Source organism: Synechococcus sp. BO 8801, from assembly GCF_002252675.1.
GTDB lineage: Bacteria > Cyanobacteriota > Cyanobacteriia > PCC-6307 > Cyanobiaceae > Cyanobium.
In genome coordinates, this window is the sequence record NZ_NQKY01000003.1 from 121,893 (window position 1) to 144,612 (window position 22,720).

General features: G+C 71.5%; 20 protein-coding genes. 6 read left to right on the plus strand and 14 right to left on the minus strand.

From position 1 onward, the window contains the following. The first annotated feature begins 43 nt into the window (after positions 1-43). Positions 44-3,811: a cobaltochelatase subunit CobN gene (cobN, locus tag CJZ86_RS03620; protein WP_094584572.1), complete on the plus strand. Its 3,768-nt coding sequence runs from the start codon at positions 44-46 to the stop codon at positions 3,809-3,811. 24 nt (positions 3,812-3,835) lie between these two features. Here cobN and CJZ86_RS03625 read toward each other — a convergent pair whose 3' ends face one another. From CJZ86_RS03625 to CJZ86_RS03650, 6 genes are all read right to left on the minus strand, one after another. Beyond that, positions 3,836-4,330 carry a hypothetical protein gene (locus CJZ86_RS03625; RefSeq protein ID WP_353615208.1) on the minus strand — a complete coding sequence of 165 codons (495 nt, stop codon included), beginning with the start codon at positions 4,328-4,330 and terminating at the stop codon, positions 3,836-3,838. 71 nt (positions 4,331-4,401) lie between these two features. Beyond that, positions 4,402-5,067: a PHP domain-containing protein gene (locus CJZ86_RS03630; RefSeq protein ID WP_094584729.1), complete on the minus strand. Its 666-nt coding sequence runs from the start codon at positions 5,065-5,067 to the stop codon at positions 4,402-4,404. Then, positions 5,054-5,683: a protoporphyrinogen oxidase HemJ gene (gene hemJ / locus CJZ86_RS03635; RefSeq protein WP_233133820.1), complete on the minus strand. Its 630-nt coding sequence runs from the start codon at positions 5,681-5,683 to the stop codon at positions 5,054-5,056. Before hemJ ends, CJZ86_RS03630 begins: the two co-directional genes overlap by 14 nt. 84 nt (positions 5,684-5,767) lie before the next feature. Beyond that, a complete protein-coding gene (locus CJZ86_RS03640; protein WP_094584574.1) occupies positions 5,768-6,085 on the minus strand; it encodes a hypothetical protein in 318 nt (105 codons plus the stop codon). Continuing rightward, complete coding sequence (gene uvrC / locus CJZ86_RS03645) at positions 6,082-8,070, minus strand: excinuclease ABC subunit UvrC (protein ID WP_094584575.1); 1,989 nt, start codon at positions 8,068-8,070, stop codon at positions 6,082-6,084. Before uvrC ends, CJZ86_RS03640 begins: the two co-directional genes overlap by 4 nt. 9 nt (positions 8,071-8,079) lie before the next feature. After that, positions 8,080-8,571 (minus strand): flavin reductase family protein, encoded by a 492-nt coding sequence (locus CJZ86_RS03650; protein WP_094584576.1) that lies wholly within the window; start codon positions 8,569-8,571, stop codon positions 8,080-8,082. Positions 8,572-8,655: 84 nt separating this feature from the next. Between CJZ86_RS03650 and coaD the strand changes: the two genes are divergently transcribed. Together coaD and CJZ86_RS03660 are read left to right on the plus strand one after the other, a co-directional pair. Then, on the plus strand, positions 8,656-9,159 hold the full coding sequence (gene coaD, locus CJZ86_RS03655) for a pantetheine-phosphate adenylyltransferase (RefSeq protein WP_094584577.1): 504 nt from the start codon (positions 8,656-8,658) through the stop codon (positions 9,157-9,159). Continuing rightward, entirely contained in the window at positions 9,152-10,099 is a 948-nt protein-coding gene (locus tag CJZ86_RS03660) for a coiled-coil domain-containing protein (RefSeq protein WP_094584578.1), read from the plus strand. Before coaD ends, CJZ86_RS03660 begins: the two co-directional genes overlap by 8 nt. Positions 10,100-10,120: 21 nt before the next feature. Here the strand turns inward: CJZ86_RS03660 and CJZ86_RS03665 are convergent, their stop codons facing one another. The 5 genes from CJZ86_RS03665 to dapF all read right to left on the minus strand — a co-directional run bounded on the left by CJZ86_RS03665 (position 10,121) and on the right by dapF (position 15,031). Continuing rightward, positions 10,121-11,485: a D-alanyl-D-alanine carboxypeptidase/D-alanyl-D-alanine-endopeptidase gene (locus CJZ86_RS03665; RefSeq protein WP_094584579.1), complete on the minus strand. Its 1,365-nt coding sequence runs from the start codon at positions 11,483-11,485 to the stop codon at positions 10,121-10,123. Position 11,486: 1 nt separating this feature from the next. Next, positions 11,487-12,017 (minus strand): DUF4330 domain-containing protein, encoded by a 531-nt coding sequence (locus tag CJZ86_RS03670; RefSeq protein ID WP_094584580.1) that lies wholly within the window; start codon positions 12,015-12,017, stop codon positions 11,487-11,489. 77 nt (positions 12,018-12,094) lie between these two features. Continuing rightward, positions 12,095-12,784, minus strand: coding sequence for a DUF1995 family protein (locus CJZ86_RS03675; protein WP_094584581.1), 690 nt, complete (start codon positions 12,782-12,784; stop codon positions 12,095-12,097). A 26-nt stretch (positions 12,785-12,810) separates the two neighbouring features. Next, entirely contained in the window at positions 12,811-13,944 is a 1,134-nt protein-coding gene (locus CJZ86_RS03680) for a cysteine desulfurase family protein (protein WP_094584582.1), read from the minus strand. After that, entirely contained in the window at positions 13,928-15,031 is a 1,104-nt protein-coding gene (dapF, locus tag CJZ86_RS03685; RefSeq protein ID WP_502690415.1) for a diaminopimelate epimerase, read from the minus strand. The genes CJZ86_RS03680 and dapF overlap by 17 nt, the downstream gene beginning before the upstream one ends. An 85-nt stretch (positions 15,032-15,116) precedes the next feature. Here dapF and CJZ86_RS03690 point away from each other — a divergent pair, with 85 nt between their 5' ends. Both CJZ86_RS03690 and leuS read left to right on the plus strand, forming a co-directional pair. Beyond that, complete coding sequence (locus CJZ86_RS03690; protein WP_094584584.1) at positions 15,117-15,356, plus strand: Hfq-related RNA-binding protein; 240 nt, start codon at positions 15,117-15,119, stop codon at positions 15,354-15,356. Between the two features lie 46 nt (positions 15,357-15,402). Further along, positions 15,403-18,024 (plus strand): leucine--tRNA ligase, encoded by a 2,622-nt coding sequence (gene leuS, locus CJZ86_RS03695; RefSeq protein ID WP_094584585.1) that lies wholly within the window; start codon positions 15,403-15,405, stop codon positions 18,022-18,024. On the opposite strand, the gene fghA is transcribed toward leuS, so the two are convergent. Genes fghA through CJZ86_RS03710 form a run of 3 tightly spaced genes read right to left on the minus strand, consistent with a single transcriptional unit; the run spans position 18,008 to position 21,621 of the window. After that, on the minus strand, positions 18,008-18,856 hold the full coding sequence (gene fghA, locus CJZ86_RS03700; protein WP_094584586.1) for an S-formylglutathione hydrolase: 849 nt from the start codon (positions 18,854-18,856) through the stop codon (positions 18,008-18,010). The genes leuS and fghA overlap by 17 nt on opposite strands. 31 nt (positions 18,857-18,887) lie before the next feature. Continuing rightward, positions 18,888-20,000, minus strand: coding sequence for an S-(hydroxymethyl)glutathione dehydrogenase/class III alcohol dehydrogenase (locus tag CJZ86_RS03705; protein ID WP_094584587.1), 1,113 nt, complete (start codon positions 19,998-20,000; stop codon positions 18,888-18,890). A gap of 19 nt (positions 20,001-20,019) precedes the next feature. After that, complete coding sequence (locus CJZ86_RS03710) at positions 20,020-21,621, minus strand: glucose-6-phosphate isomerase (protein ID WP_094584588.1); 1,602 nt, start codon at positions 21,619-21,621, stop codon at positions 20,020-20,022. A 285-nt stretch (positions 21,622-21,906) separates the two neighbouring features. Between CJZ86_RS03710 and CJZ86_RS03715 the strand changes: the two genes are divergently transcribed. After that, positions 21,907-22,710, plus strand: a complete 804-nt coding sequence (locus tag CJZ86_RS03715; RefSeq protein WP_094584589.1) for a helicase DnaB — start codon at positions 21,907-21,909, stop codon at positions 22,708-22,710. Positions 22,711-22,720: the final 10 nt, after the last annotated feature.

Genomic DNA, 22,720 nt, shown 5'->3' on the forward strand with positions numbered 1-22,720 from the left:
GGCGACGATGCGATCTTCTCATCGCGTTCGGCAGGATGGGGTGATGCATCGACTCGCGTCCATCGCCGGGGACAGGACGGAGGACGACGGCGGCCTCTTCGTGGAGCAGCCACCGGCCCCGGTGGTGCTGCTCAGCAGTGCCGACACGGACCTGCTGGCGGTGGCCCAGCTGCTCGAGGCCGAGCCGGACCTGCTGCCCGGGGAGCTGCGGGCCCTCAACCTCTCGGCCCTGCAGCACCCGGCGGTGATCGACCACTACGTGGCCAGCAGCCTCGCCAGCACCAGGCTGGTGGTGGTGCGGCTGCTGGGGGGACGCGGCCACTGGAGCTATGGGCTGGAGTGCCTGCGCCAGTGGGCCGGCGCCGCGGCAGGCCGCCAGCTGCTTGTGCTGGCCGGCACCGCCGAGGAGGAGCAGGCCCTGGCCTGCCTCGGCAACCTCGATGGGCCCCTGGCGTCGGCCTGCGCGGCCTGCCTGCGGGAGGGGGGCCCGGCCAACCTGCGCCTGCTGCTGCGCACCCTGGCCGCCCTGCTGGCCGGGGTGCATCCCGAGCCGCCGTGGCCCGTACCGGCCGCCGATCCCCTCCCCCATGACTGGCGCGACGAGCCCGGCGCGCGGGTGGGGGTGATCCTCTACCGGGCCCTCTGGCAGGCGGGGGATCTGGCCCTGATGGAGGCGCTGCTGGCGGCCCTGCGCGGCCAGGGTCTGGCGCCGCGGGCCTTGTGGGTGAGCAGCCTGCGCGATGGGGCCGTGCAGCGGGGGGTGGCCGATCTGCTGGCCCGGGAGGGGGCGGAGGCCGTGCTCTGCGGCACGGGCTTCGCCTCGGTGTCGTTCGAGGAGGCGGGGCTGGGGGCGCCCCTGTGGGAACGGTTGGGGGTGCCGGTGCTGCAGGTGCTCTGCAGCGGCCGCAGCCGCGAAGCCTGGCGCGCCAGCAGCATCGGCCTGGCACCGATGGACCTCAGCCTCCAGGTGGCCCTGCCGGAGCTTGACGGACGCCTCACCACCCGGGTGGGGGCCTTCAAGGAATGGAGCGCCACCAGCGACAGCCTGGCCACGGCCCTGCACCGCTATGTGCCCGACCGGGAGCGCCTCGACTGGGTCGCCCGCCTCACCGGCGCCTGGATCGACCTGCGCCGCACGCCGGCCGCCGGGCGTCGGGTGGCCCTGGTGCTGGCCAACTACCCCAACCGCAACAGCCGCCTGGCCAACGGCGTCGGCCTCGACACCCCGGCCAGTGCCGCCCTGATGCTCGGCTGGCTGGCGGAGGCCGGCTACGACCTGGGGGCGTCGGCTGCTCTGCCGGCCGATGGCGATGCCCTCATCCACCGGCTGCTGGAGGGCCGCAGCAACGACCCGGAAAGCGGCCATCGCCCGCCCCTCGACCACCTGCCCCTGGACACCTACCGGGCCTGGTACGCCACCCTGCCGTTGGAGGGGCGCCAGCGGCTGGAGGCGGTCTGGGGGCCGCCCGACACTGACGCGGGACTGGAACCGGTGGCTCTGGCGGATGGGAGCACCGGCCGGGCGTTCCCGGTGCGCGGGCTGCGCTTCGGCCGGGTGCTCGTGCTCATCCAGCCGGAGCGCGGCTACGACCGCGATCCCAGCCTCAGTTACCACAGTCCCGATCTGCCCCCCACCCATGCCTACCTGGCCCAGTACCTCTGGCTGCGCCAGAGCTTCGGCGCCCAGGTGGTGGTGCATGTGGGCAAGCACGGCAACCTGGAATGGCTGCCGGGCAAGGGGCTGGGGCTGTCGCAGGACTGCTTCCCCGAATGGGCCCTGGGGCCCCTGCCCCATCTCTATCCCTTCATCGTCAACGACCCGGGCGAGGGCAGCCAGGCCAAGCGCCGCGCCCAGGCCGTGATCCTCGACCACCTGACCCCGCCCCTGGGACGGGCCGGGCTGCATGGGGATCTGCAGGGCCTTGAGGCCCTGCTGGATGAGTACTGGGAGGCGCGCCAGCTGGGCAGCGCCCGGGCCCCGCTGCTGCGGGAGCGCCTCGGCCAGCGGCTGGAGGAGCTCCAGCTGCCCGCCACGGCCCTGCCGGATCTGGACGGCCAGCTGGAAGCCGCTGACGGCTACCTCTGTGAGCTGAAGGAGGCCCAGATCCGCCTTGGGCTGCACACCTTCGGCACCCTGCCGCCGCCGGCCAAGCTGGCCGAGCTGCTGCTGTGCCTGGCCCGCCCTCCCCAGGCGGGGGTGCCCGGGCTCACCCAGGCCCTCGCCCTCGATCTGGGGCTGGATCTGGACCCCTGGTCCGATCCCGAGGAGGCCCCCCTCTCCGCCGGCGACCACGGGCGGCTCAGCCTCCTCAGGGCGAGTGGTCCCGTGCTGCGTCACATCGGCGACGGGGTGGCCTTTCTGGAGGCCCTCGCCCTGGACCTGGTGGAGGAGGTGCTGGGTGGAGCCCCCGGAACACCGACGGCTTCACCGGAGACGCCCGAGGGACCGGGGGCGGGGGCGGCTACCCAACGCGCCCTTGGCCACCTGCGCCGTGCCCTGCTGCCGCCCCTGCTGGCCTGCGGCGAGGCGGAGCGCCAGGCCCTGCTCACCGGCCTGGCCGGCGGCCGCATCGCCGCCGGGCCCTCGGGGGCGCCCACCCGCGGTCGGCCGGATCTGCTGCCGACGGGGCGCAACTTCTACAGCGTCGATCTGCGCGGCCTGCCGACGGAGGCCGCCTGGGACCTGGGGCGGCGCAGCGCCGAGCTGCTGCTGCAGCTCCATCTCCAGGAGGAGGGCGACGACCTGCGCACCCTGGCCCTCTCGGTCTGGGGGACCGCCACGATGCGCAACGGCGGCGAGGACATCGGCCAGGCCCTGGCCCTGATGGGGGTGCGGCCCGTCTGGGATGGCCCCACCCGCCGGCTGGTGGACGTGGAGGTGATCCCCCTGCGCCTGCTCGGCCGGCCGCGGGTGGACGTCACCCTGCGCATCTCCGGCCTGTTCCGCGATGCCTTCCCCCAGCTGGTGGGCTGGTTCAACCGGGCCACCCGCCTGGTGGCCGGCCTCGAAGAGGCCCCCGAAGACAACCCCCTGGCGGCCTCGGCCCGGCAGGAGGGCCATGGGGGTCGCATCTACGGCTCAGCGCCCGGCGCCTACGGGGCCGGGCTGCAGGGCCTGATCGACAGTGGCCACTGGGAGGAGCGCGGCGACCTCGGCGACGCCTTCCTCAACTGGAGCGCCTGGCGCTACGACGGTGATCCTGGCGATGCCGCCAGTGGTGGCGCCATCGAGGCCACGGCGGATCGGGCCGGCCTGGAACGGCGCCTGGCCCAGGTGCAGGTGGTGCTGCACAACCAGGACAACCGGGAGCACGACCTGCTCGATTCCGACGACTACTACCAGTTCCAGGGGGGCCTGAGCGCCGCCGCTGAAAAGCTCCAGGGACGGGCCCCGGCCCTCTGGTTCGGCGACCACTCCCGCAGCCAGCGGCCCCGGCTGCACCGGCTCGAGCGGGAATTCGACAAGGTGCTGCGCTCCCGGCTGCTCAACCCCCGCTGGATCGCCGCCATGCAGGAGCACGGCTACAAGGGGGGCTTCGAGATGGCCGCCAGCCTCGATTATCTGTTCGCCTACGACGCCAGCACCGGGCGGGTCCCCGACTGGGGCTACGGCGCCATCAGCGCCGCCTGGCTGGAGGACGGGGCCGTGCTGGAGTTTCTGGGGCGCGCCAACCCCTGGGCCCTGCGGGACATGGCCGAACGGCTCCTGGAGGCGCACCACCGCGGCCTCTGGGACGGGGCCGATCCGGAGCGGCTGGAGCGGCTGCGGCAGCTGGTGCTGGAGAGCGAGAGCCTGGTGGAGCAGCGCTGAACCAGGCTCCCGGCGCCAGCGGGATCAGAGCTCCAGATCCCTCACCATGGAGCGGAAGGGATCGGTGGTGCCGGGCTTGGCCGCCTGCTGGGAGCTGGCCGGCTGGGCCTGGGCTTCGGCCTCCTTCTTCTGCTTGGCCGCCGCCGGACCTCCCGGCAAGTTGGTGGGGGTCACGGCCGCGCCTTTGATGCGTTGACCCAGTTCGGCGGCGCTCATCTGCTGAGCAAAGGTTTTCTTGACGGGCTTGGGGATGCCGCCGGTGAGGTTGACCGCGCCCTTCTCGGTGGGCTGGATGCCGGCCAGACCGGGGGTCATCTTCTCGACCCGGGCCTCCATCGAGGCGACCTCCGCCACCATCTCCTTCTCACCCGGGCTGTCGGCGTTGCCGGGGAAGGTGTGGCGGATCGTGTTGGACCGCTTCATGAACTTGACATCGCCCAGGCTGGTGGAGGCCTCGGGATCGAGGAAGAAGGTCTCGGCCTTGGGTTTGGCCTTGGCGGCAGCCTCAGGCTTGGTCACCGAGGCAGCACGGGAACCGAACAGACGATCGAGCAGGCCCATCGACGCAAGGAGAAACGTGTCAGCAAACCCTAGCGGCCGCGGAGCACCAGCCCATGGGTATCCGTACCACAACTCATCAGAAGGCCCCGGCGCTCAAGATCGGCGGCCATCGCCTCGCACACCAGCGGCGTGGGCTGCCAGCGGCTCTGCATGGCGTAGTCGTACCAGACCTCGGCGCCATCGAAGCCCAGATCCGCCGCTGCCGCGATCAGGCGCTGGTGGGGCAGCCGGTAGCGGGCGGGGTGGGCCAGCAGCACCAGGCCCCCGGCCGCGCGGATCGCCGCCACCACCGCCTCGGCCCGCAGGGCCGGCCCCACCACCGAGGTGCCCTGCAGGTAGGGGTGGAGGGAGGGGTGCTCCGCGGCGAAGCCCAGCCCCAGCACATGGACCAGGCAGCCCTCCAGCAGACAGCTGATCTCCACCCCGCGCCAGAGGGTCGGCGTGGCTGCCCCCCGCCGGCGGTGGTCGTCCAGGGCGGCGCTGATGGCGCCATGGGCGGCGAGGCCGTGGTGGTCGGTCACGGCCAGGTGTTCCAGGCCGATGGCCACCGCTTCGGCCGCCAGATCGTCGGGGTGGAGGCTGCCGTCGCTGCAGATCGTGTGGCAGTGGAAGTTGAACCGCTCCGGGCAGCTGTCGGCCCGCACCTGGCGCAACACCGGGGTGAGGGGATGGGCGAGAGCCTCAGGCCGCAGCACCGCCACTCTCCTGCTGGGCCAGCCGTTCGGCGCGCAGCCGCCGCCAGCGGGCATAGAACTGGATCGAGGCGGCCATGAACACCACCAGGGCCACCAGGAACCAGGTGGCGGCACCGGTGGGGAACTGGTTCTTGAAGACCACCAGCATCACCACCAGCACCAGCATCAGGGTGGGCAGTTCGTTGAGGGCCCGCAGCTGGCGGCCGCTCCAGTTGCACTCACCGCGCTGCAGCTGCCCCATCAGCCGGTAGCAGAGGTGGTGGTAGACGAGCAGGCCCGCCACGACGGCCAGCTTGGCGTGCATCCAGGCCTGCTTCAGCCAGAGGGGCTCCACCAGCAGCAGGCCCACCGCCATCGCCACGGCCACCACCATGCCGGGGGTGGTGATGATGTTGGCCAGGCGCCGCTCCATCAGGCCGTACTGCTCCTCGAAAGCCTGGCGCAGGGACGGCTCCAGCTCGGCGGCCTCCCGGTGGTAGATGAACAGGCGCACCAGGTAGAACAGGCCGGCGAACCAGACCACGACCCCGACGATGTGGAGGGTCTTGAACCAGAGGTAGGCCTCGGGGGGCAAGGTCACAGCCAGGGTCAGGGGCAGGGACAGCGGCAGCGTCATGTCAGGGCCCGGGGGAGGGCGATGGGCGACGGACCGCCAAGTTAGTCGCCGTGCTGCGGTTCATCGCCATCGGGTGGGCCGGGCTCAGCCTTCCCCCACCAGGCGGCAGCAGCGGCGGGCCACGGCGGCGCTGTAGGCCCGGTCCACGGGGCCCTGCCGCGGGCTGATGCCGCCATCGCGGCAATCCACCACGATCCGCTCCCGCCGGCTCTCCTGGTCGCTGACCCGGAGCCTCAGCTGCCAGTGGTGCTTGGCGCTGCGGCTGATCTCGTCGCCGCAGACCGGACCGACGCAGAGCCCCGGAGCCGCCGCCACCGGCGCCGGGACAAACGCCAGCAGCAGCAGGGCCAGCAGCAGGCCAGCCCAACCCCCCAGACCCCAGGCCCGCACGGCTGGCCTCATCCCGCCAGCTCCAGGGGTTCCCCGTGGCGGGCCTCGGCAGCGTCGGCCGTGTCCATGGGGGGGTGAAAGTGCTCCCACACCTGGCGAGCCAGGGCCGGCCCCATGCCGGGGACGGCCGCGATCTGCTCGGGGCTGGCCAGCTGGATGGCGTCGATGGAGCGGAAGTGGGCCAGCAGGTCCTTGACCCGCTTCGGACCCAGACCGGCGATGTCGCTGAGGCGGGAGCGCTTCATCCGCTCACCCCGCTGCTGGCGGTGGAAGCTGACGGCGAAGCGGTGGGCCTCATCCCGCAGCCGCCGCAGCAGCACCACCCCCAGCTGGTCGGCCTCGGTGTCGAGGGGCTCGCGGGCGCCGGGCAGGAACACCTCCTCCCGCTGCTTCGCCAGGGAACACACCGTCAGTTCCTCGTGCAGATCCAGCTCCCGCAAGGCCTCCATCACCGCCGACAGCTGGCCCTTGCCGCCGTCGATCATCACCACGTCCGGCCAGTCGCTGAGGCCATCGGTGTGCAGGGCCGAGGCGCCGGCGCGGCGCAGGGCGGCCAGGTCGGCCCCCTCCGCCTTCGCCTGGGACCAGCGGCGGAAACGCCGCCGCATGATCTCCGCCATGGCCATGAAGTCGTCGGAATGGCCGGCGCGGATGCTGCTGCTCTGGATCCGGTATTTGCGGTAGTGCTGCTTGGCCGGCAGGCCGTCGATGAACACCACCTGGGAGGCCACCGCATCGCTGCCCTGGATGTGGCTGATGTCGTAGCCCTCGATTCGCCGGGGGGGCACCGGCAGCTCCAGCAGCTGGGCCAGGTCCTCGGTGGCCAGCAACTGCTGCTCCGCCCCCCGCTGGGCCCGGGCCAGCTCGAAACCGGCGTTGCGCTCCACCAGCTCGATCAGATCCGCCTTCTGGCGCCGCTGGGGCACGGCCAGACGCACCTTGCGTCCCCGCCGCTCCGCCAGCCAGTCGCTGATCAGATCCTGGGCGGGCAGGGGGTGCTGCAGCAGCAGCTCCGGCGGAATCTCCACCGGCTCCACCTGGCTGTAGTGCTCCTCGATCACCCGCTGCAGCACCTCCGCCGGGGTGGCGATGGCCGCATCGGCGGTGTATCCCAGACGCCCGACCAGCTTGCCGGCACGCATCTGGAAGATCTGCACGGCCGCCACGCGATCATCGGCCGCCAGGGCGATCACATCCCGGCTGACGGAGCTGTCCCCCAGGCTCATCTTCTGGTCGGCGGTGAGCAGGTCGAGGCCTTGCAGCTGGTCGCGGACCCGGGCGGCGGCCTCGAAATCGAGCCGCTCGGCGTAGCGCTCCATCTGCTGCCGCAGCAGATCCAGGAGCTCGTCGTTGCGGCCCTGGAACACCATCGCCACCTTGCGCAGGATCCGGTGGTAGTCGTCGGAGCCGATCTTCTCCTGGCAGACCCCCGGACAGCGGCCGATGTCGAAGTTGAGGCAGGTGCGGTCGCGGTAGAGGGGCTGGGGACGCTGGCGCAGCGGAAACACCCGCTTGACCACGGCCAGGGTGCGGCGCAACAGGCCCACGTCCACGTAGGGCCCGTAGAAGCGGTCGAGGGGACTGCGCAGCCGGCGGCGGCGGGTGATGAAGATGCGCGGGTAGGCCTCGCTCCAGGTGATGCAGAGGTAGGGGTACTTCTTGTCGTCCTTGAGCAGGACGTTGAAGTGGGGCTGGTGGTTCTTGATCAGGTTCGACTCGAGCGCCAGCGCCTCCGCCTCGCTGTCGGTGACGATGAACTCGATCTCGCAGACCTGGCGCACCATCAGGGCGATGCGCGGACTGATGTCGTGGGAGTCGCGGAAGTAGCTGCGCACCCGGGCCCGCAGGCTCTTCGACTTGCCGATGTAGAGGATGCGGTCGCTGGCATCCCGCATCAGGTAACAGCCCGGCTCCGCCGGCAGCTCCCGCAGCCGGGCCGACAGCCGCTCGCGCTGGAGCAGCAGCGGTCCGACCACATCGCCGCCCGGCTCAGCCATGGCCCGGCCTCAACCGCCGTACTGCCAGCCCGTGGCGGACAGCTCCAGGGGGGCGGCGTCGCGGTGCAGGGTCGCCGACTTCACCTCCCCCACGAAGACGGTGTGGTCGCCGTGGGCCACCTGCCCCACCAGCGTGCACTCCACCGCCCCGAGGGCGTCGTCGAGCACCGGCAGGCCGAGGGGCCCCAGGTGGAACGGGGCGGCATCGAACCGTCCCCCCACGCCTTTCTGGGGCTTGAAGAACACCGCCGCCAGGTCCTTCTGATCGGCCGCCAGCACGTTCAGGCAGAAGCGCCCGCTGCGCTGGATCATGCCGTTGCTGGTGGAGTCGGCGCGCACCGCCATCACCACCAGGGGAGGCTCGAAGGAGCCCTGGGTGACCCAGCTGGCGGTGAAGCCGTTGACCTCCTCACCCTCGGCCACCCCGCAGATGAACACACCGTGGGGGATCTTGCGCAGCAGGGTCTTCTTGGCGGCCGCGTCCAGGGCAACGTCGGTCATGGGGTGGGCGGAAGGGATCGCTGGACTCTAGGAACCCGCCCGGGTCGGGAACCTGCCATGGGCCCGTCTCCATAGGCTGGTCGGATGCGAGCCCTCTATCCCGGCAGTTTCGATCCCCTCACCCTGGGCCACCTCGACCTGATCGAGCGGGCGGCCGGCCTCTTCGACGGGGTTGTGGTGGCGGTGCTGATGAACCCCTCCAAGCAGCCCGCCTTCCCCCTGGAGCGGCGGCTGGAGCAGATCCGCCTGGCCACCGAGGGGATCGCCGGCATCGAGGTGGGCCACTTCGACGGCCTCACCGTGACCTACGCCCAGGCCTGCGGCGCCCAGGTGATCCTGCGGGGCCTGCGGGCGATGAGCGACTTCGAGTTCGAGTTGCAGATCGCACACACCAACCGGACCCTGGCCCCCAGGGTCGAGACCCTGTTCATGGCCACCGCAGCCCACCACAGCTTTCTCAGCAGCTCGGTCGTGAAGGAGGTGGCCCGATTCGGCGGGGACGTGGGTCATATGGTCCCGCCGGGAGTGGCGATCGACCTGGAGAGGCTCTTTAATCGACAGGCAGCTCCCGGAACCCGATATGGCTGAGGTCCGTTTCACCGTCCTCGATCAGCTGGATCAGCTGGAGGACATCGTTCTCGACGGCAGCCGGATCCCCTTCAGCGGCGGCCGTCTGGTGAACGAGCAGGACGCCATCGAGATGATGGATGCGCTCCGGGAGGCCCTGCCCGGCCAGATCTCCCAGGCGGAGGACCTGATCCGGCAGCGGGAGGGCTTCATCGAGAAGGCCCGGGTGCAGGCCGAGGAGATCGTCACCCAGGCGCGGCGCGAGCGGGAGCAGCTGATCAACGCCGCCGCCATCCGCCAGGAGGCGGAGCGCCAGGTGACGGAACAGCGGGAACTGGCCCGTCAGCAGTGCGAGCAGATGGTTCTGCAGGCCCGCCAGCAGGTGGCCCAGACGGAACAGGAACACCAGGCCCGCATGGCCCAGTTCGAGCAGCAGTTCGCCGGCCGCCGGCAGCAGCTGGAGCAGGAGGCCCAGCAGCGGCGCCAGCAGCTGGAGCAGGAGGCGGCGGAGCGCAACCGCCAGCTGGTCGAGCAGCACGAACGCAGCCGGGCCCAGGCTCTGCAGGAACTGGAGGGCATCCGCCAGGAGGGTCTGCGGGTCCAGCGGGAAAGCCAGGCGGAGGCGGAGCGTCTCCACGCCGACGCCCTGCAGTTCCGTCAGCAGACCCAGCAGCAGTGCGATGCCCTGATCGCCCGCACCCGTCAGGAATCGGCCGCCATCCAGGAGGGCGCCAACCGTTACGCCGAGCAGGTGCTCGGGGAACTGGAGGTGCGTCTCAAGGAGCTCAGCCAGGTGGTGCTCGGCGGCCGGCGGGAGCTGGTGCGGCTGCAGTCCCAGGAGACCCAGGCCGCCAGCCGTCCCCCCGAAGCCCCCATTCCTTTGGAGAACGCCGCCGTCGACCGGGCCCGTCGCGCCGCCGGCCGTCTGCGCCGTGCCGCCAGCCGGGGGCTGGCCAGCTGAGGCGTTCGCCTCGGAGCCGCCTCAGATCGGAGAAGGGCAGGCCCCCACGGCCTGCACCTCCCGCAGGACCCGGCCGATCGTGGTGTTCGGAGCCCCTGCCCCGGCGGACACGGCACTGACGTAACGGGGCCCGTCCGCCGTCTGCAGAACGCCGCTGATCGAGCGCACCCCCGTGAGGGTGCCGGTCTTGGCGAAGAACCGGCCATCGAGGCTGGTCCCCTTGTAAAGGTTGCGCAGGGTGCCGCGGCGCCCGGCGATGGCCATGGAACTGATGTAGTCCCGGGAGTAGGGGTGGTGGTCCATGCGCAGCAGCAGGGCCACCAGGAAGCGGCTGGTGACCCGGTTGGCGCGGTCGAGGCCACTGCCGTCCGCCACCCGGACCCCCTCCATGGGCAGGCCCTGTTCGACCAGCCAGAGGGTGTTCAGGCGGCTGGCCTCGGCCACGTCCCAGGTGCCGGCCGCCTGGCGCAGCAGCACTTCGGCGGTGAAGTTGTGGCTTTCGGTGTTGGCCAGGCTCATCAGGCCGTGCATCGAGGTGGAGGGCTCCTCGTGGATCAGCACGGCGTCGGCGGGCAGGGGCTGGCGGGCGGACACCAGGGTCAGCTGCAGGGGCGAGCCGCCGCCCTGGTTCATGGCTCGACGCAGCAGCGTCTGGAGCCGGGAGGGGGGATTGCTCACCGCATCGTCGATGGCATTGCTGGTGATCGCCAGGCGGGTGATCGGGGCGCCGTAGGCGTAGGCCCGGTCGGCCACATGCCAGCCGCTGGGCCACCAGTTCTGGGAGGCTTCCTCCGCCAGTTCCAGGCGGACCGGACCGCCTCCCACCGGGGAGCTGGCCCCGGCGGCCATGGCCAGCTGGGCGAAACGCTGCAGCTGGGGCAGGGCCAGGTCGGGATCCCCCTGCCCCGTGAGCCGCAGGGTGCCGTCCTGGAGCCGCCACAGCTGGGTGGTGAGCCGGTAGTCGGGGCCGAGGCGATCGAGGGCGAAGGCGCTGCTCACCAGCTTCTGGTTGGAAGCCGGCACCCGGGGCTGGCGCCCGTTGACGTCGGCCAGAAGCCGGCCGCTGCCGTCGGCGACGCTGACGCTCCAGCGGGAACGCTCGTCGCCCAGCACCAGGGCGACCTGGCGCTGCAGGCTGGGGCAGGTGATTTCGGTGGCCAGCCGCGGCATGCCCACCGGGGGGGGAGCCACCGGCAGGGCCGCCATTGGCAAAGGTCGCTGGCTGCGGGCCGAGGGGAGGGCCGGCTCGGTCTGGGCCCACGCCGCCAGGCCCGCCGGGGAGGTGCCGCCGACGACCAGCAGCAGGGTCGCCAGCCTCAGGGGGCGGCGGAGGCGGTGCTGGACGGTGCAGGGGAGGCGGTGGCCGGGGCGGGCGGACGCAGTCATGTCAGGAGGTTCCGAGTTTCAGGTCCGTGACGGTGCCGTTGAAGCGGTAGTTGGTGCCTTCCAACTCGACCGGGGCGCCGATCTTGATGGTCTGGTTGCCGAAGACGACACCACCGGCGGTGCGCCGCCCCTGGCCCTCCAGCACGAAACGTCCATCGAAGGTGCTGAAGGTCTTCTGGTTGGGATCGGGGGCGCTCACCACCTTCCCGTCGGGGGTGAGGGTGGAGATGATCCGGTCGAAGGGGACGATCTCCTTGACCGCCACGCTGCCGTGGGGCTGGTTGCGGATCACGATGGCCACCTTGCCCTCGGCGCGGGCCTGCTGCAGCAGTTGCACGGGTGAAGCAGCAGGGGCACCGCGCACGTCCACCATCACGGTGACGGGCTCGAGGGCGCCGGTGGCCTGGGCCACGGCCCCGCTGAGCCGGGGGCTCCAGATCACGCCCCCGATCGCCAGCAGGGCGGCGACGGCGGCGCCGACGTCGACGAGGCTGAAGGAACGGGACCGGGGCGATTCGCTGGGCATGGGCATGGGAAAGCCCGCGAAGTGTACGCAGCCTTTCCGGGATGCACCAGCCGCCCCGGTCGGGGTCCTCCCGGACCGGCGTCTCAGTTCTGCAGGTCCTCGATCATCTGGCCCAGGGCCCGCAGGTTGCTGCCCAGACCGGCCTCCTCGCGGCCGCTGAGGGCCAGGTCCTGCTGCTCCGCATCGGGCTTCTGCTCGAAACTGCCCGCCAGCCGGAAGCCGTCGTGGTCGAGCCGGTAGAGCTCCCATTCGCCGGGGTAGGCGCAGCGCAGGGCGCGGTCGGCCTTGGGCAGCAGGGCATAGGCGGCCCGCCAGCCGGCCAGGAAGCCCCGGCGACGCTGGCGCGCCACGCTGCCGATGCCCACGGCGGCATCCTCCAGGGCGGGATTGACGAGCACCACGGCGTCGCTGTGGCGGCCGCACACCGCCTCCACCAGCTCGTATTCGGCCTGGCTCGCCCCCACCAGCAGCAGCACGCCGCTGGAGGGTTCCTCCTGCTGGCGCCGCCGCTGGTCGGAAAAGCTGCCGATGTGCTCGGCCAGGGCCGGAGCATCCCGTCGGGCCAGAGCGGTGGCACCGGCATCCGGAAACAGCAGCCGCACCCCTGGTCGCTCCGCGATCAGCCCCTCCAGCAGACGCAGCACCACCGGCATCAGGCGCAGTCCTTCGAAGCGGAACTCCACGGTCCAACGTCCCCCCGATCCGGCCGCCAGGGCCGCCTGGAGGGCCTGGAGGGCTTCGGCTTCGGCGGTGCGCAGGTCGGCGGGCAGCATCGGCTGGCGGCAGGGCTGATCGGACCCTACCCAGGCGCTTCCGCCACCCTGCGCCGGGCCAACTCCAGGGCCGCCGGCAGGCCGGCCAGATCGGCGGCGGTGAGCCAGGGGCCCAGGCTGATCCGCAGGCCGCTGGCCGCCTCGGCGGGGCCATAGCCCATGGCGAGCAGCACGGCACTGGTGCCGGCCGTGCCCGCAGCGCCACCGGCACTGGCACAGGCCGAACCGCTGCTGACGGCATAACCCTGGCGGGCCAGCTCCCGCACCAGACGCCGACCGCCCAGGGGCCGGCCCTCGGGCCCGTCCACCAGCAGGCTGATGTGGTGCGGCAGGCGCCCGGCGGGGTCGTCCGGCTCCGGGCCGCTCATCCGCACGCCCTCCAGGCGACGCAGGTCGGCCAGGAGGGGATCGCGCAGCGAGGCCATGGGGTCGGCGCCGCCAGCCGGCTCGGTGCCGCCGCGACGGCCCCCCTCCTGGGCCCCACCGATCAGGGGCTCAAGCCGGACCCCGCGCCGCACCAGCAGGGCCCCCACGCCGCGGGGGCCCTGCAGCTTGTGGGCCGCGCAGCTCAGCAGGTCCACCGGCAGCCGGCTGAAATCGACCGGGCGGTGGCCCACCACCTGCACCGCATCGACGTGGAACCGCACCCCGGCCTGGCGGCAGAGGGCACCGATCGCCTCGATCGGCTGGAGCGTTCCCACCTCGCTCTGGCCCCAGAGGACCGACACCATTCGGGTCGGCGGCGTCAGCAGGCGCTGCAGGTCCTCCAGATCGACCACGCCGCGGCGGTCCACGGGCAGGAGCTGCACCTCCCAACCCCGGCGCGCCAGGGCGGCGGCGGCGGCATAGCTGGCGGGGTGCTCCACCGCCGAGAGCAGCACCCGACCCGGCTCCAGCGGACCGTCGGAGCCGACCAGGGCGGTGTGGATCGCCTCGCTCCCCCCGGAAACGAACACCAGTTCATCCCCACCGCAGCCGAGCCGGGCGGCGAGGGCCTGACGGTCACGCTCCAGGCGCTCCGCCGCCGCCAGGCCGTGGCCATGGAGGCTGGAGGGGTTGGCCCAGGCCTCACGGTGGGCACGGGCCATGGTCTCCAGGACCGCCGCCGCCGGAGGGGCGGTGGCGCAGGCGTCGAGGTAGATCTCAGGGGGCGGGGGCATCGCGGGAGAGGCGGCCCCGGGTGCGGGATTCCAGGGATTCGCCGGCCAGGGCCACCAGATCGTCGAGGGAGCGCCCCTCCAGCAGGGCCGTGACGCGGGCCCGGGCTTCGGCGCTGGGGCAGGCCTCCGGACGCAGGCAGCCGTTGACGCAGGCGGTGGCGCAATCGATGGCGGCAACGCCTGCGCCACCGCGGGGGGCGCTCCCGCTCTCCACCGGGGCGCTGGACGGCGCTGCCACCGCCATGGCGGCAGGGAGGGCGGCGTCTTCGTCGAACAGCGACGGGGCCACGACTCCGTCAAACACCGCCTCGGCCGGACCGGTCATGAACACGTGGCCGCTGGCTTCGTCCCAGTGGATCTCCAGGGGCCCCCCGGGCAGGTCGAGCCGGGCGTGGCGGGCGGCCAGGCCGAGCCGATGGCAGGCCACCAGGGTGGCGCAGGCGCCGGTGCCGCAGGCCAGGGTGGGCCCCGCCCCCCGCTCCCAGACCCGCATCACCAGATGGTCGGGAGCGAGCACCTGGACGAAGTGGACGTTGGTGCGGGCCGGGAAGGCCCCATGCACCTCCAGGGCGGCACCGAGGCCCTCCAGATCGATCGCCGCCACGTCGGCGACGGGCACGACGGCGTGGGGATTGCCCATGCCGGCGGCCGCCACGGCCAGGCGCTGGCCCAGCACCTCCAGCTCGCCCACCGGCAGCCCCTGCTCCCCCACCGCCAGGGTGGTGGGCACGGTCTCGGGGGTCAGGAACGGCGGGCCCATGTCGACGCGGATGCGACCGTCCTCAGCAAGGGCCGGCACGATGCGACCGGCGAGGGTCTCGATCTCCCAGCTGCGGGGAGCCTCGTCGCCGTCACTGTCCGCCAGGAATCGGGCCAGACAGCGGATGCCGTTGCCGCACATCTCCGGCTCGGTGCCATCGGCGTTGAAGATCCGCATCCGCAGCTCACCGCCCTCCCTCGGCGGCAGGGCGAGGATCACACCATCGCCACCGACCCCGAAGCGGCGGTCGCAGAGCCGCTGCACCCGGTCGGGAGTCAGGCCGAAGAGGCCCTCAGGATCCTCTAAGCTGCGGCCGTCCAGCAGCAAGAAGTCATTTCCAAGACCCTGGTATTTACTGAATTGGAGCACCTGTAGCACCGTTCCGTGAGACCTGGAGATTGGGGTCGATCCTATGCAGAGTTTCTTTGAAAAACGGGGACCCAGGCTCGACACGACCCTGCCCAGTGTGCGGCACGTCCAGGAGCTGATCCGCATCCGCACCCCAGTGAACGTCGTCCTGCTGTCCGGCAAGGAGTTCGATGGCATCATCCGCTGGCAGGACAGCCATTTCCTGGCGATGAGCACCGAACCCGGCACGCCGCTGCTGCTGATCAGCCTGGCCGCCGTGGCTTCGCTGCGGGCCCTCAGCTGAGCCTCTCCGTGGGCTGTGACACGATCACCCCCATTCCCTGTGGCCCGTGACTGACTCTTCCCGCTACCGGCCCGAAGCGATCGAGCTACGCTGGCAGCTGCAGTGGGAGCAGCTGGGACTGCACGTCACCCCCGAGCCGCAGGACGGCGCCGGCGAGCCCTACTACGCCCTCTCGATGTTCCCCTACCCGTCGGGGAGCCTCCACATGGGCCACGTCCGCAATTACGTCATCACCGACGTGATCGCCCGGGCGGCCCGTCTGCGGGGACGGCAGGTGCTCCATCCCATGGGTTGGGACGCCTTCGGACTGCCGGCGGAGAACGCCGCCATCGAGCGGGGCGTCGACCCGGGGGACTGGACCGACCGCAACATCGCCCAGATGCGGGACCAGCTCAAACGGCTCGGCCTCTCGATCGACTGGGACCGGGAGGTGGCCACCTGCCACGCCGATTACTACCGCTGGACCCAGTGGCTGTTCCTGCAGTTCCTCGATGCCGGCCTGGCCTACCGCAAGGAGGCGACGGTCAACTGGGACCCGATCGACCAGACGGTGCTCGCCAATGAGCAGGTGGACGCGGAGGGTCGCTCCTGGCGCTCCGGTGCCCAGGTGGAGAAGCGCCGGCTGCGCCAGTGGTTTCTGAAGATCACCGCCTACGCCGATGCCCTGCTCGACGATCTGCCTTCCCTGGAGGGCTGGCCGGAGCGGGTGCGCACGATGCAGGCCAACTGGATCGGCCGCTCCCTCGGGGCCGAGCTGACCTTCACCACGGAGAGCGGTGCCGCCATCACCGTCTTCACCACCCGACCCGACACGATCCACGGGGCCACCTACGTGGTGCTGGCTCCGGACCACCCCCTGGTGGCCGAGCTGACCACGGACGACTGCCGCCTCTCGGTGACCGCCTTCTGCGATCTGGTCAGCCGCCAGAGCGAGCAGGAGCGGACGGCCGAGGACCGGCCCAAGCGGGGCGTGCCGATCGGCGCCTGGGCCCGCAACCCCGCCAGCGGTGAACGCATTCCCGTCTGGATCGCCGACTACGTGCTGGCCGACTACGGCACCGGTGCCGTGATGGGGGTGCCGGCCCACGACCAGCGCGACTTCGCCTTCGCCCGGCAGTACGAACTGCCGGTGCTCCGGGTGGTGATCCCGGAAGGGTCCGACCCCCACGCCTACGAAGGCCAGGCCTGGACCGAAGGCGGTGTGCTGATCGGCTCCGGTTCCTTCGACGGCCTGACCACCACCGAGGCCAAGTCGGCCATCGTCGCCTGGGCCGAGGAGCAGGGTTGGGGCCAGGGACGGGTGCAGTACCGACTGCGCGACTGGCTGATCTCCCGCCAGCGCTACTGGGGTTGCCCCATTCCCGTGATCCACTGCGACAGTTGCGGTGTGGTGCCGGTCCCCGACGACCAGCTGCCGGTGGAACTGCCCCGCGACATCCCCCTGAGCGGCAAGGGGGGCACCCCCCTGGCCAAGTTGGCGTCGTGGGTGAACGTGCCCTGCCCGAGCTGCGGTGCGCCCGCCAAGCGGGAGACCGACACCATGGACACCTTCATGTGTTCGTCCTGGTACTACCTGCGCTACAGCGATCCCCACAACGACCAGCGCCCGTTTGGCCGCGATGCCGTCGACCGCTGGTTGCCCGTGGATCAGTACGTGGGCGGCATCGAGCACGCCATCCTGCACCTGCTCTATTCCCGCTTCTTCACCAAGGTGCTGCGGGACCGGGGCCTGCTGGGCTTCTCGGAACCCTTCGCCCGCCTGCTCACCCAGGGCATGGTGCAGGGCATCACCTACCGCAACGCCCAGACCGGGCAGTACGTCGCCCCGGCCCAGGTGGCCGACCCCAGCGACCCCCGCGATCCGATCAGCGGCGAGGTGCTGGAGGTGTTCTACGAAAAGATGTCCAAGTCGAAGCACAACGGCGTGGATCCGGCGGTGGTGATCGACCGCTACGGGGCCGACACGGCCCGCATGTTCATCCTGTTCAAGGCCCCTCCGGAGAAGGATCTGGAGTGGGACGACGCCGATGTGGAAGGCCAGTACCGCTTCCTGCAGCGCCTCTGGCGCCTGGTGGACGGCGCCCATGGCCGCGGGCTGCGGCTGCCCGCACCTGACGCACCCCATCCGGCGGCGGATGCCGCTTCCCTCAGCGACGGCGAAAGGGAGCTGCGCCGGGCCGTTCACACCGCCATCGCCGCCATCAGCGAAGACCTCGAAGGAGAGCTGCAGCTCAACACCGCCGTCTCCGAGCTGATGAAGCTCAGCAACGCCCTGGCTGCCCATCTGGAGGCGGCCGGCCCGGCCGTGGCCACCGAGGCCCTGGCCACCCTGCTGATCCTGCTGGCGCCGTTCGCCCCCCACCTGGCCGAGGAGCTCTGGCAGAAACTCTGCGGCCACGGGGAGGAGCAGCCCATCAGCGCCGGGGCGAGCGTCCATGCCCAGCGCTGGCCCGCCGTCGATCCGGCGGCACTGGTGCGCGACACCATCCCCCTGGTGATCCAGGTGAAGGGCAAGATGCGCGGCAGCCTCGAGGTGCCCGCCGACGCCGATGCGGCCACCCTCGAGAAGCTGGCGCTGGAAAGCGACGTGGCCCAGCGCTGGCTTGAGGGTCAGCCTCCCCGGCGGGTGATCGTGGTGCCCGGCAAGCTGGTCAACCTGGTGCCCTGAGGGCCGCGGCGTGGTGGCGCAGGTGGTCGTCGATGAAGCTGGCGATGAAGAAGTAGCTGTGGTCGTAGCCCTCCTGGTAACGGAGCCGCAGGGGGTGGCCCGCCGCCTCCGCCGCCGCCGCCAGGTCGGCGGGCCGCAGCTGGGTCTCGAGGAAGGGGTCGGCCGTGCCCTGGTCCACCAGCAGGGGCAGCCGCTCCACCGCTGAGGCGAGCAGGAGCGTGGCATCCCAGGCGGCCCAGGCCGCTGGATCCGCCCCCAGGTAGGCCCCGAAGGCCTTCTGGCCCCAGGGACAGGCGCAGGGGTGGCAGATCGGGGCGAAGGCGGACACGGAGCGGTAGCGGCCCGGGTGCCGCAGGGCCGTCACCAGGGCGCCGTGGCCCCCCATGGAATGACCGCTGATGGCGCGGGCCTGGCTCAGGGGCAGCTCCGCTTCCAGCAGATCGGGCAGCTCCTCGGCCACATAGGCGTGCATCCGGTAATGGCGGTCCCAGGGGGCCTCGGTGGCATCGACGTAGAAGCCGGCCCCCTGCCCCAGATCCCAGCCGCCATCGGGGTCGGTGGGCACCTCCGCACCCCTGGGGCTGGTGTCCGGGGCCACCAGGGCCAGGCCGAGCTCGGCGGCGAGGCGATGGGCGCCGCCCTTCTGCATCACGTTCTCGTCGGTGCAGGTGAGCCCTGAGAGCCAGTAAAGGGCCGGCACCCGCTCCCCGGCGAGGGCCTGGGGGGGCAGGTACACCGCCAGATTCGCCGGCCCGTTCAGCTCGGAGGAAGGGTGCCTGTAACGGCGGTGCAGGCCGCCGAAACTGCGGTTCTCGCTGAGCAGCTCGAGCATGGGGACGCCGACCTCCGGGGTCGCAGGGGGGTCAGAAGTGGATCACGGAGCGGATGCTCTGGCCGGCGTGCATCAGGTCGAAGGCCCGGTTGATGTCCTCCAGCCCCATGGTGTGGGTGATGAAGGTGTCGAGGGGGATCTCCCCCTGCTGGAATCGCTCCACATACCCGGGCAGTTCGGTGCGTCCACGCACCCCGCCGAAGGCGGAGCCCCGCCACACCCGCCCGGTCACGAGTTGGAACGGCCGGGTGGCGATCTCCTGGCCCGCTCCGGCCACGCCGATGATCGTGGATTCACCCCAGCCCTTGTGGCAGCACTCCAGGGCGGCGCGCATCACCTGGACGTTGCCGATGCACTCGAAGGAGTAATCCACGCCGCCGTCGGTGCGGTCGATCACCACCTCCTGGATGGGGGCGTCGAAGGCCCTGGGATCGAGGCACTCAGTGGCGCCGAGCTGGCCGGCGATGGCGAACTTGTCGGGGTTGGTGTCGATGCCGATGATCCGCTCCGCCCCGGCCATCACCGCCCCGATGATCACCGCCAGACCGATGCCGCCGAGGCCGAAGACCGCCACGCTGCTGCCCGGTTCCACCTTGGCGGTGTTGATCACGGCGCCGATGCCGGTGGTGACGCCGCAGCCCAGCAGGCACACCTTCTCCAGCGGCGCCTCCGGGGCGATCTTCGCGACCGCGATCTCAGGCACCACCGTGTACTCGGAGAAGGTGGAGGTGCCCATGTAGTGGAAGATCCGTTCGCCGTTCCGGGAGAAGCGGCTGCTGCCGTCGGGCATCAGGCCCTTGCCCTGGGTGCCGCGGATCGCCTGGCAGAGGTTCGTTTTGCCGGAGAGGCAGAAGCGGCAGGAGCGGCACTCGGGCGTGTAGAGGGGAATCACGTGGTCGCCAACGGTCACCGAGGTGACGCCCGGGCCCACCTCCACCACCACCGCCCCGCCCTCGTGGCCGAGCACCGCCGGGAAGATCCCTTCGGGGTCGGCGCCGGAGAGGGTGAAGGCATCGGTGTGGCACACGCCGGTGGCCACTACACGCAGGAGCACCTCACCGGCCCGGGGGCCCTCCACATCGATCTCGGTGATCTCCAGGGGCTGACCGGCGGCCCAGGCGACCGCGGCGCGGGATCGGACCATGGCTAAGGGAGAAGGCCCCTCAAGTGTGCTGGAAGACCAGTCCGTCGGGCTGCCCCCAGTCGCCTTTCGCCCCATAGCCGCGGTCGTTGGCACAGAGGTGGCGCAGCAGCCAGAACACCGGCTCCACCGCCTCCAGCTCCAGCTCCGCCCCGATGGCGGCCAAGGAGCGGGCCTGGCCATCGGCGAGCAGGGCCTCCACCCGACTCTGCAGACCCAGGATGCCGGCGGCCGCCTTCTTGCCAGCTTCCACACCGGGCTGGTGGTAGGCGTTGATGTTGACCAGTTCGCCGTAGAGCCCCACCGCCCGCTCGAACAGGCCGATCAGGGCCCCGAGGGCCCGGGCGTCGAAGCGCTGCAGGGTGATGGTGATGCTCTGGCGGGCCTGTTCGGCCAGTGCCGCCCGGGTGCCCTGCAGGAACCCCTCGAGGAAATCGGCGGGGCACTCGCCGTCGATCGTGGGGATTTCCGCCGGGTCCTCCAGCACCTCGATGAAGGTCACGAAGAAGTTGTCGAGACCGTCCCGCAGCTGTTGCACGTAGGCGTGCTGGTCGGTGGAGCCCTTGTTGCCGTAGACGGCGAGGCCCTGGTGCACCACAACGCCGTCGCGGTCGAGCCGTTTGCCCAGCGACTCCATCACCAGCTGCTGCAGGTAGCGGCTGAACACCTCCAGCCGGTCCCGGTAGGGGAGCACCACCATGTCGCGACGCCCCTGCCCGCCGCCGGCCACGTGCCAGGAGGCGGCCAGCAGGGCGGCGGGGTTGGTGCGCAGGTCCGGCACCCGGGTCAGCCGGTCCATGGCGGCGGCCCCGTCCAGGAAGCCGCGCAGGTCGGCGCCGATCAGGGCAGCGGGCAGCAGACCGACGGCACTGGTGATGCTGGTGCGTCCGCCCACCCAGTCGAACATGTCGAAACGGCGCAGCCAGCCGGCCACCTTGGCCTCCTGATCCAGGTGGCTCCCCGCCATGGTGATGGCCACCGCCTGGGCGCTCCAGTCGCCGCCGGCGGCCAGCACCCGCGCCCGGGCCTGCACCATGCCCAGGTGGGGTTCGGGGGTGCCCCCCGACTTGCTGACCACGATCACCAGGGTGGTGGTGAGACGGTCGGCCAGGGCGGCCAAGGTGCGCGCCATGCCGTCGGGGTCGACGTTGTCGAAGAAGTGGAACGGCAGTCCCACCCCCTGGCGCTCCAGGGCCCTGAGCATCAGCAGCGGGCCGAGGCCTGAACCGCCGATGCCGATCCAGAGCACGTCGGTGAAGGGCCGTCCGCCGGGGGCCGTGACCGTTCCAGCCAGCACCTCGTGTCCGAAGGCTTCGAGCCGATCCACCTCCGCGGCGATGGCGGCGGCCACCGCCGGATCGGGGGCCAGTTCCGGGGCCCGCAACCAGTAGTGGCCCACCTGCCGTCCCTCGTCGGCGTTGGCGATGGCACCGCCCTCGAGGGCCTCCATGGCAGCGAAGGCGCGGGCGAAGGGGGCTTCGAAGCCCTCCAGGTCCTTCTCCTCCAGGGCCATCCGGCTGACGTCGAGCCAGAGGGCAAGATCAGGGTCGTGCCAGAGCAGCTGGCGGAATCGCTCCCAGAGGGCAGCGGAGTCTTGGCCGTTCAACGGCGGCAGCGGGGACATGGCTCCTGGGACGCCGTGACGGGCCCCCGAACCGTATCCATCAGCCTCCACGTTCGGCAAGCGGATCGGCGGATGCGCGCTTTCCACCACGGGGCCGGCCACCGGAGCGCCCCCGGAGCGGGAAGAATCCGGCCGTGTTCGTTACAATTGATCTAAAGAACGCCATTCCGCTTGCTGTCCCGCCTCGCCGGAACTAAGCCACGACGCTCCGGCCACCAGCCGGCGGTCGCGCCCCAGGCTCGCCAGCGGAGCCACGCACTGCGACGCGGCTTGTACGGCCACGCTATGAAGCTGGGACTGCTTCTGGTGGCCGGCGGCCTGGCCCTGATCCCGCTGAGCCGGGAACCCCAGGTGCGATCCCGCAGCCCGTTCCTGCTCACCGATGGCGAGCGCGACGACAAGGCCTTCCCCCTGATCAGTCCATCCACCAGCGAAGGGCTGCGGCCCGATCCGGTCGATTTCAGTCCCGAGGAACTGCGGGAGCTCAACCGCCGCTTCGGCGTCCACGGCCCCCAGCCCAGGCTGGCCCAGCTGTTCACCGAGGGCATCGACCAGCTCCAGCCCCTGCGCAGCCACACCCTCGGCCGGCTCGAGGAGCTCAGGCCGGTGATCCTCAACGAGAGCCGCCGCCACCACATCAATCCGATGCTGGTCACCGCCGTGCTCTTCGATGAGCTGCAGCACGCCAAGCCCGGTGAAGACCTGCCCCTGGCGGCCCGCAGCGGCCTGTTCAGCACCCACGGCCCCGCCCAGCTCAGCGTCGGCGAGCTCGTCAAACAGGGGCTCCTGCCCGCCGATGCCACCCCGGAGCAGATCGATGAGGCGCGCATGGAGCTCCTCGACCCCGACCGCAACGTGCGGCTGCTGGTGGGCAAGTTCGTTCGCCTGAAGCAAGCCCTGGGGCTCTCCGACAACGCCCTGCTGATGGCCAGCACCTCCCCCGCCGATGCCAAGGCCATCGCCACCCTGGCCTACCTCCACAACGGCAAGCTGGACTACCCCGGACGGGTGCTCCGCTACATGCAGGACCCGGAGCTGCACGCCCTGCTCTACGGCACCCGCAAACCGATCACCAGCCCCCTGATCTGAGCCGGCCCCC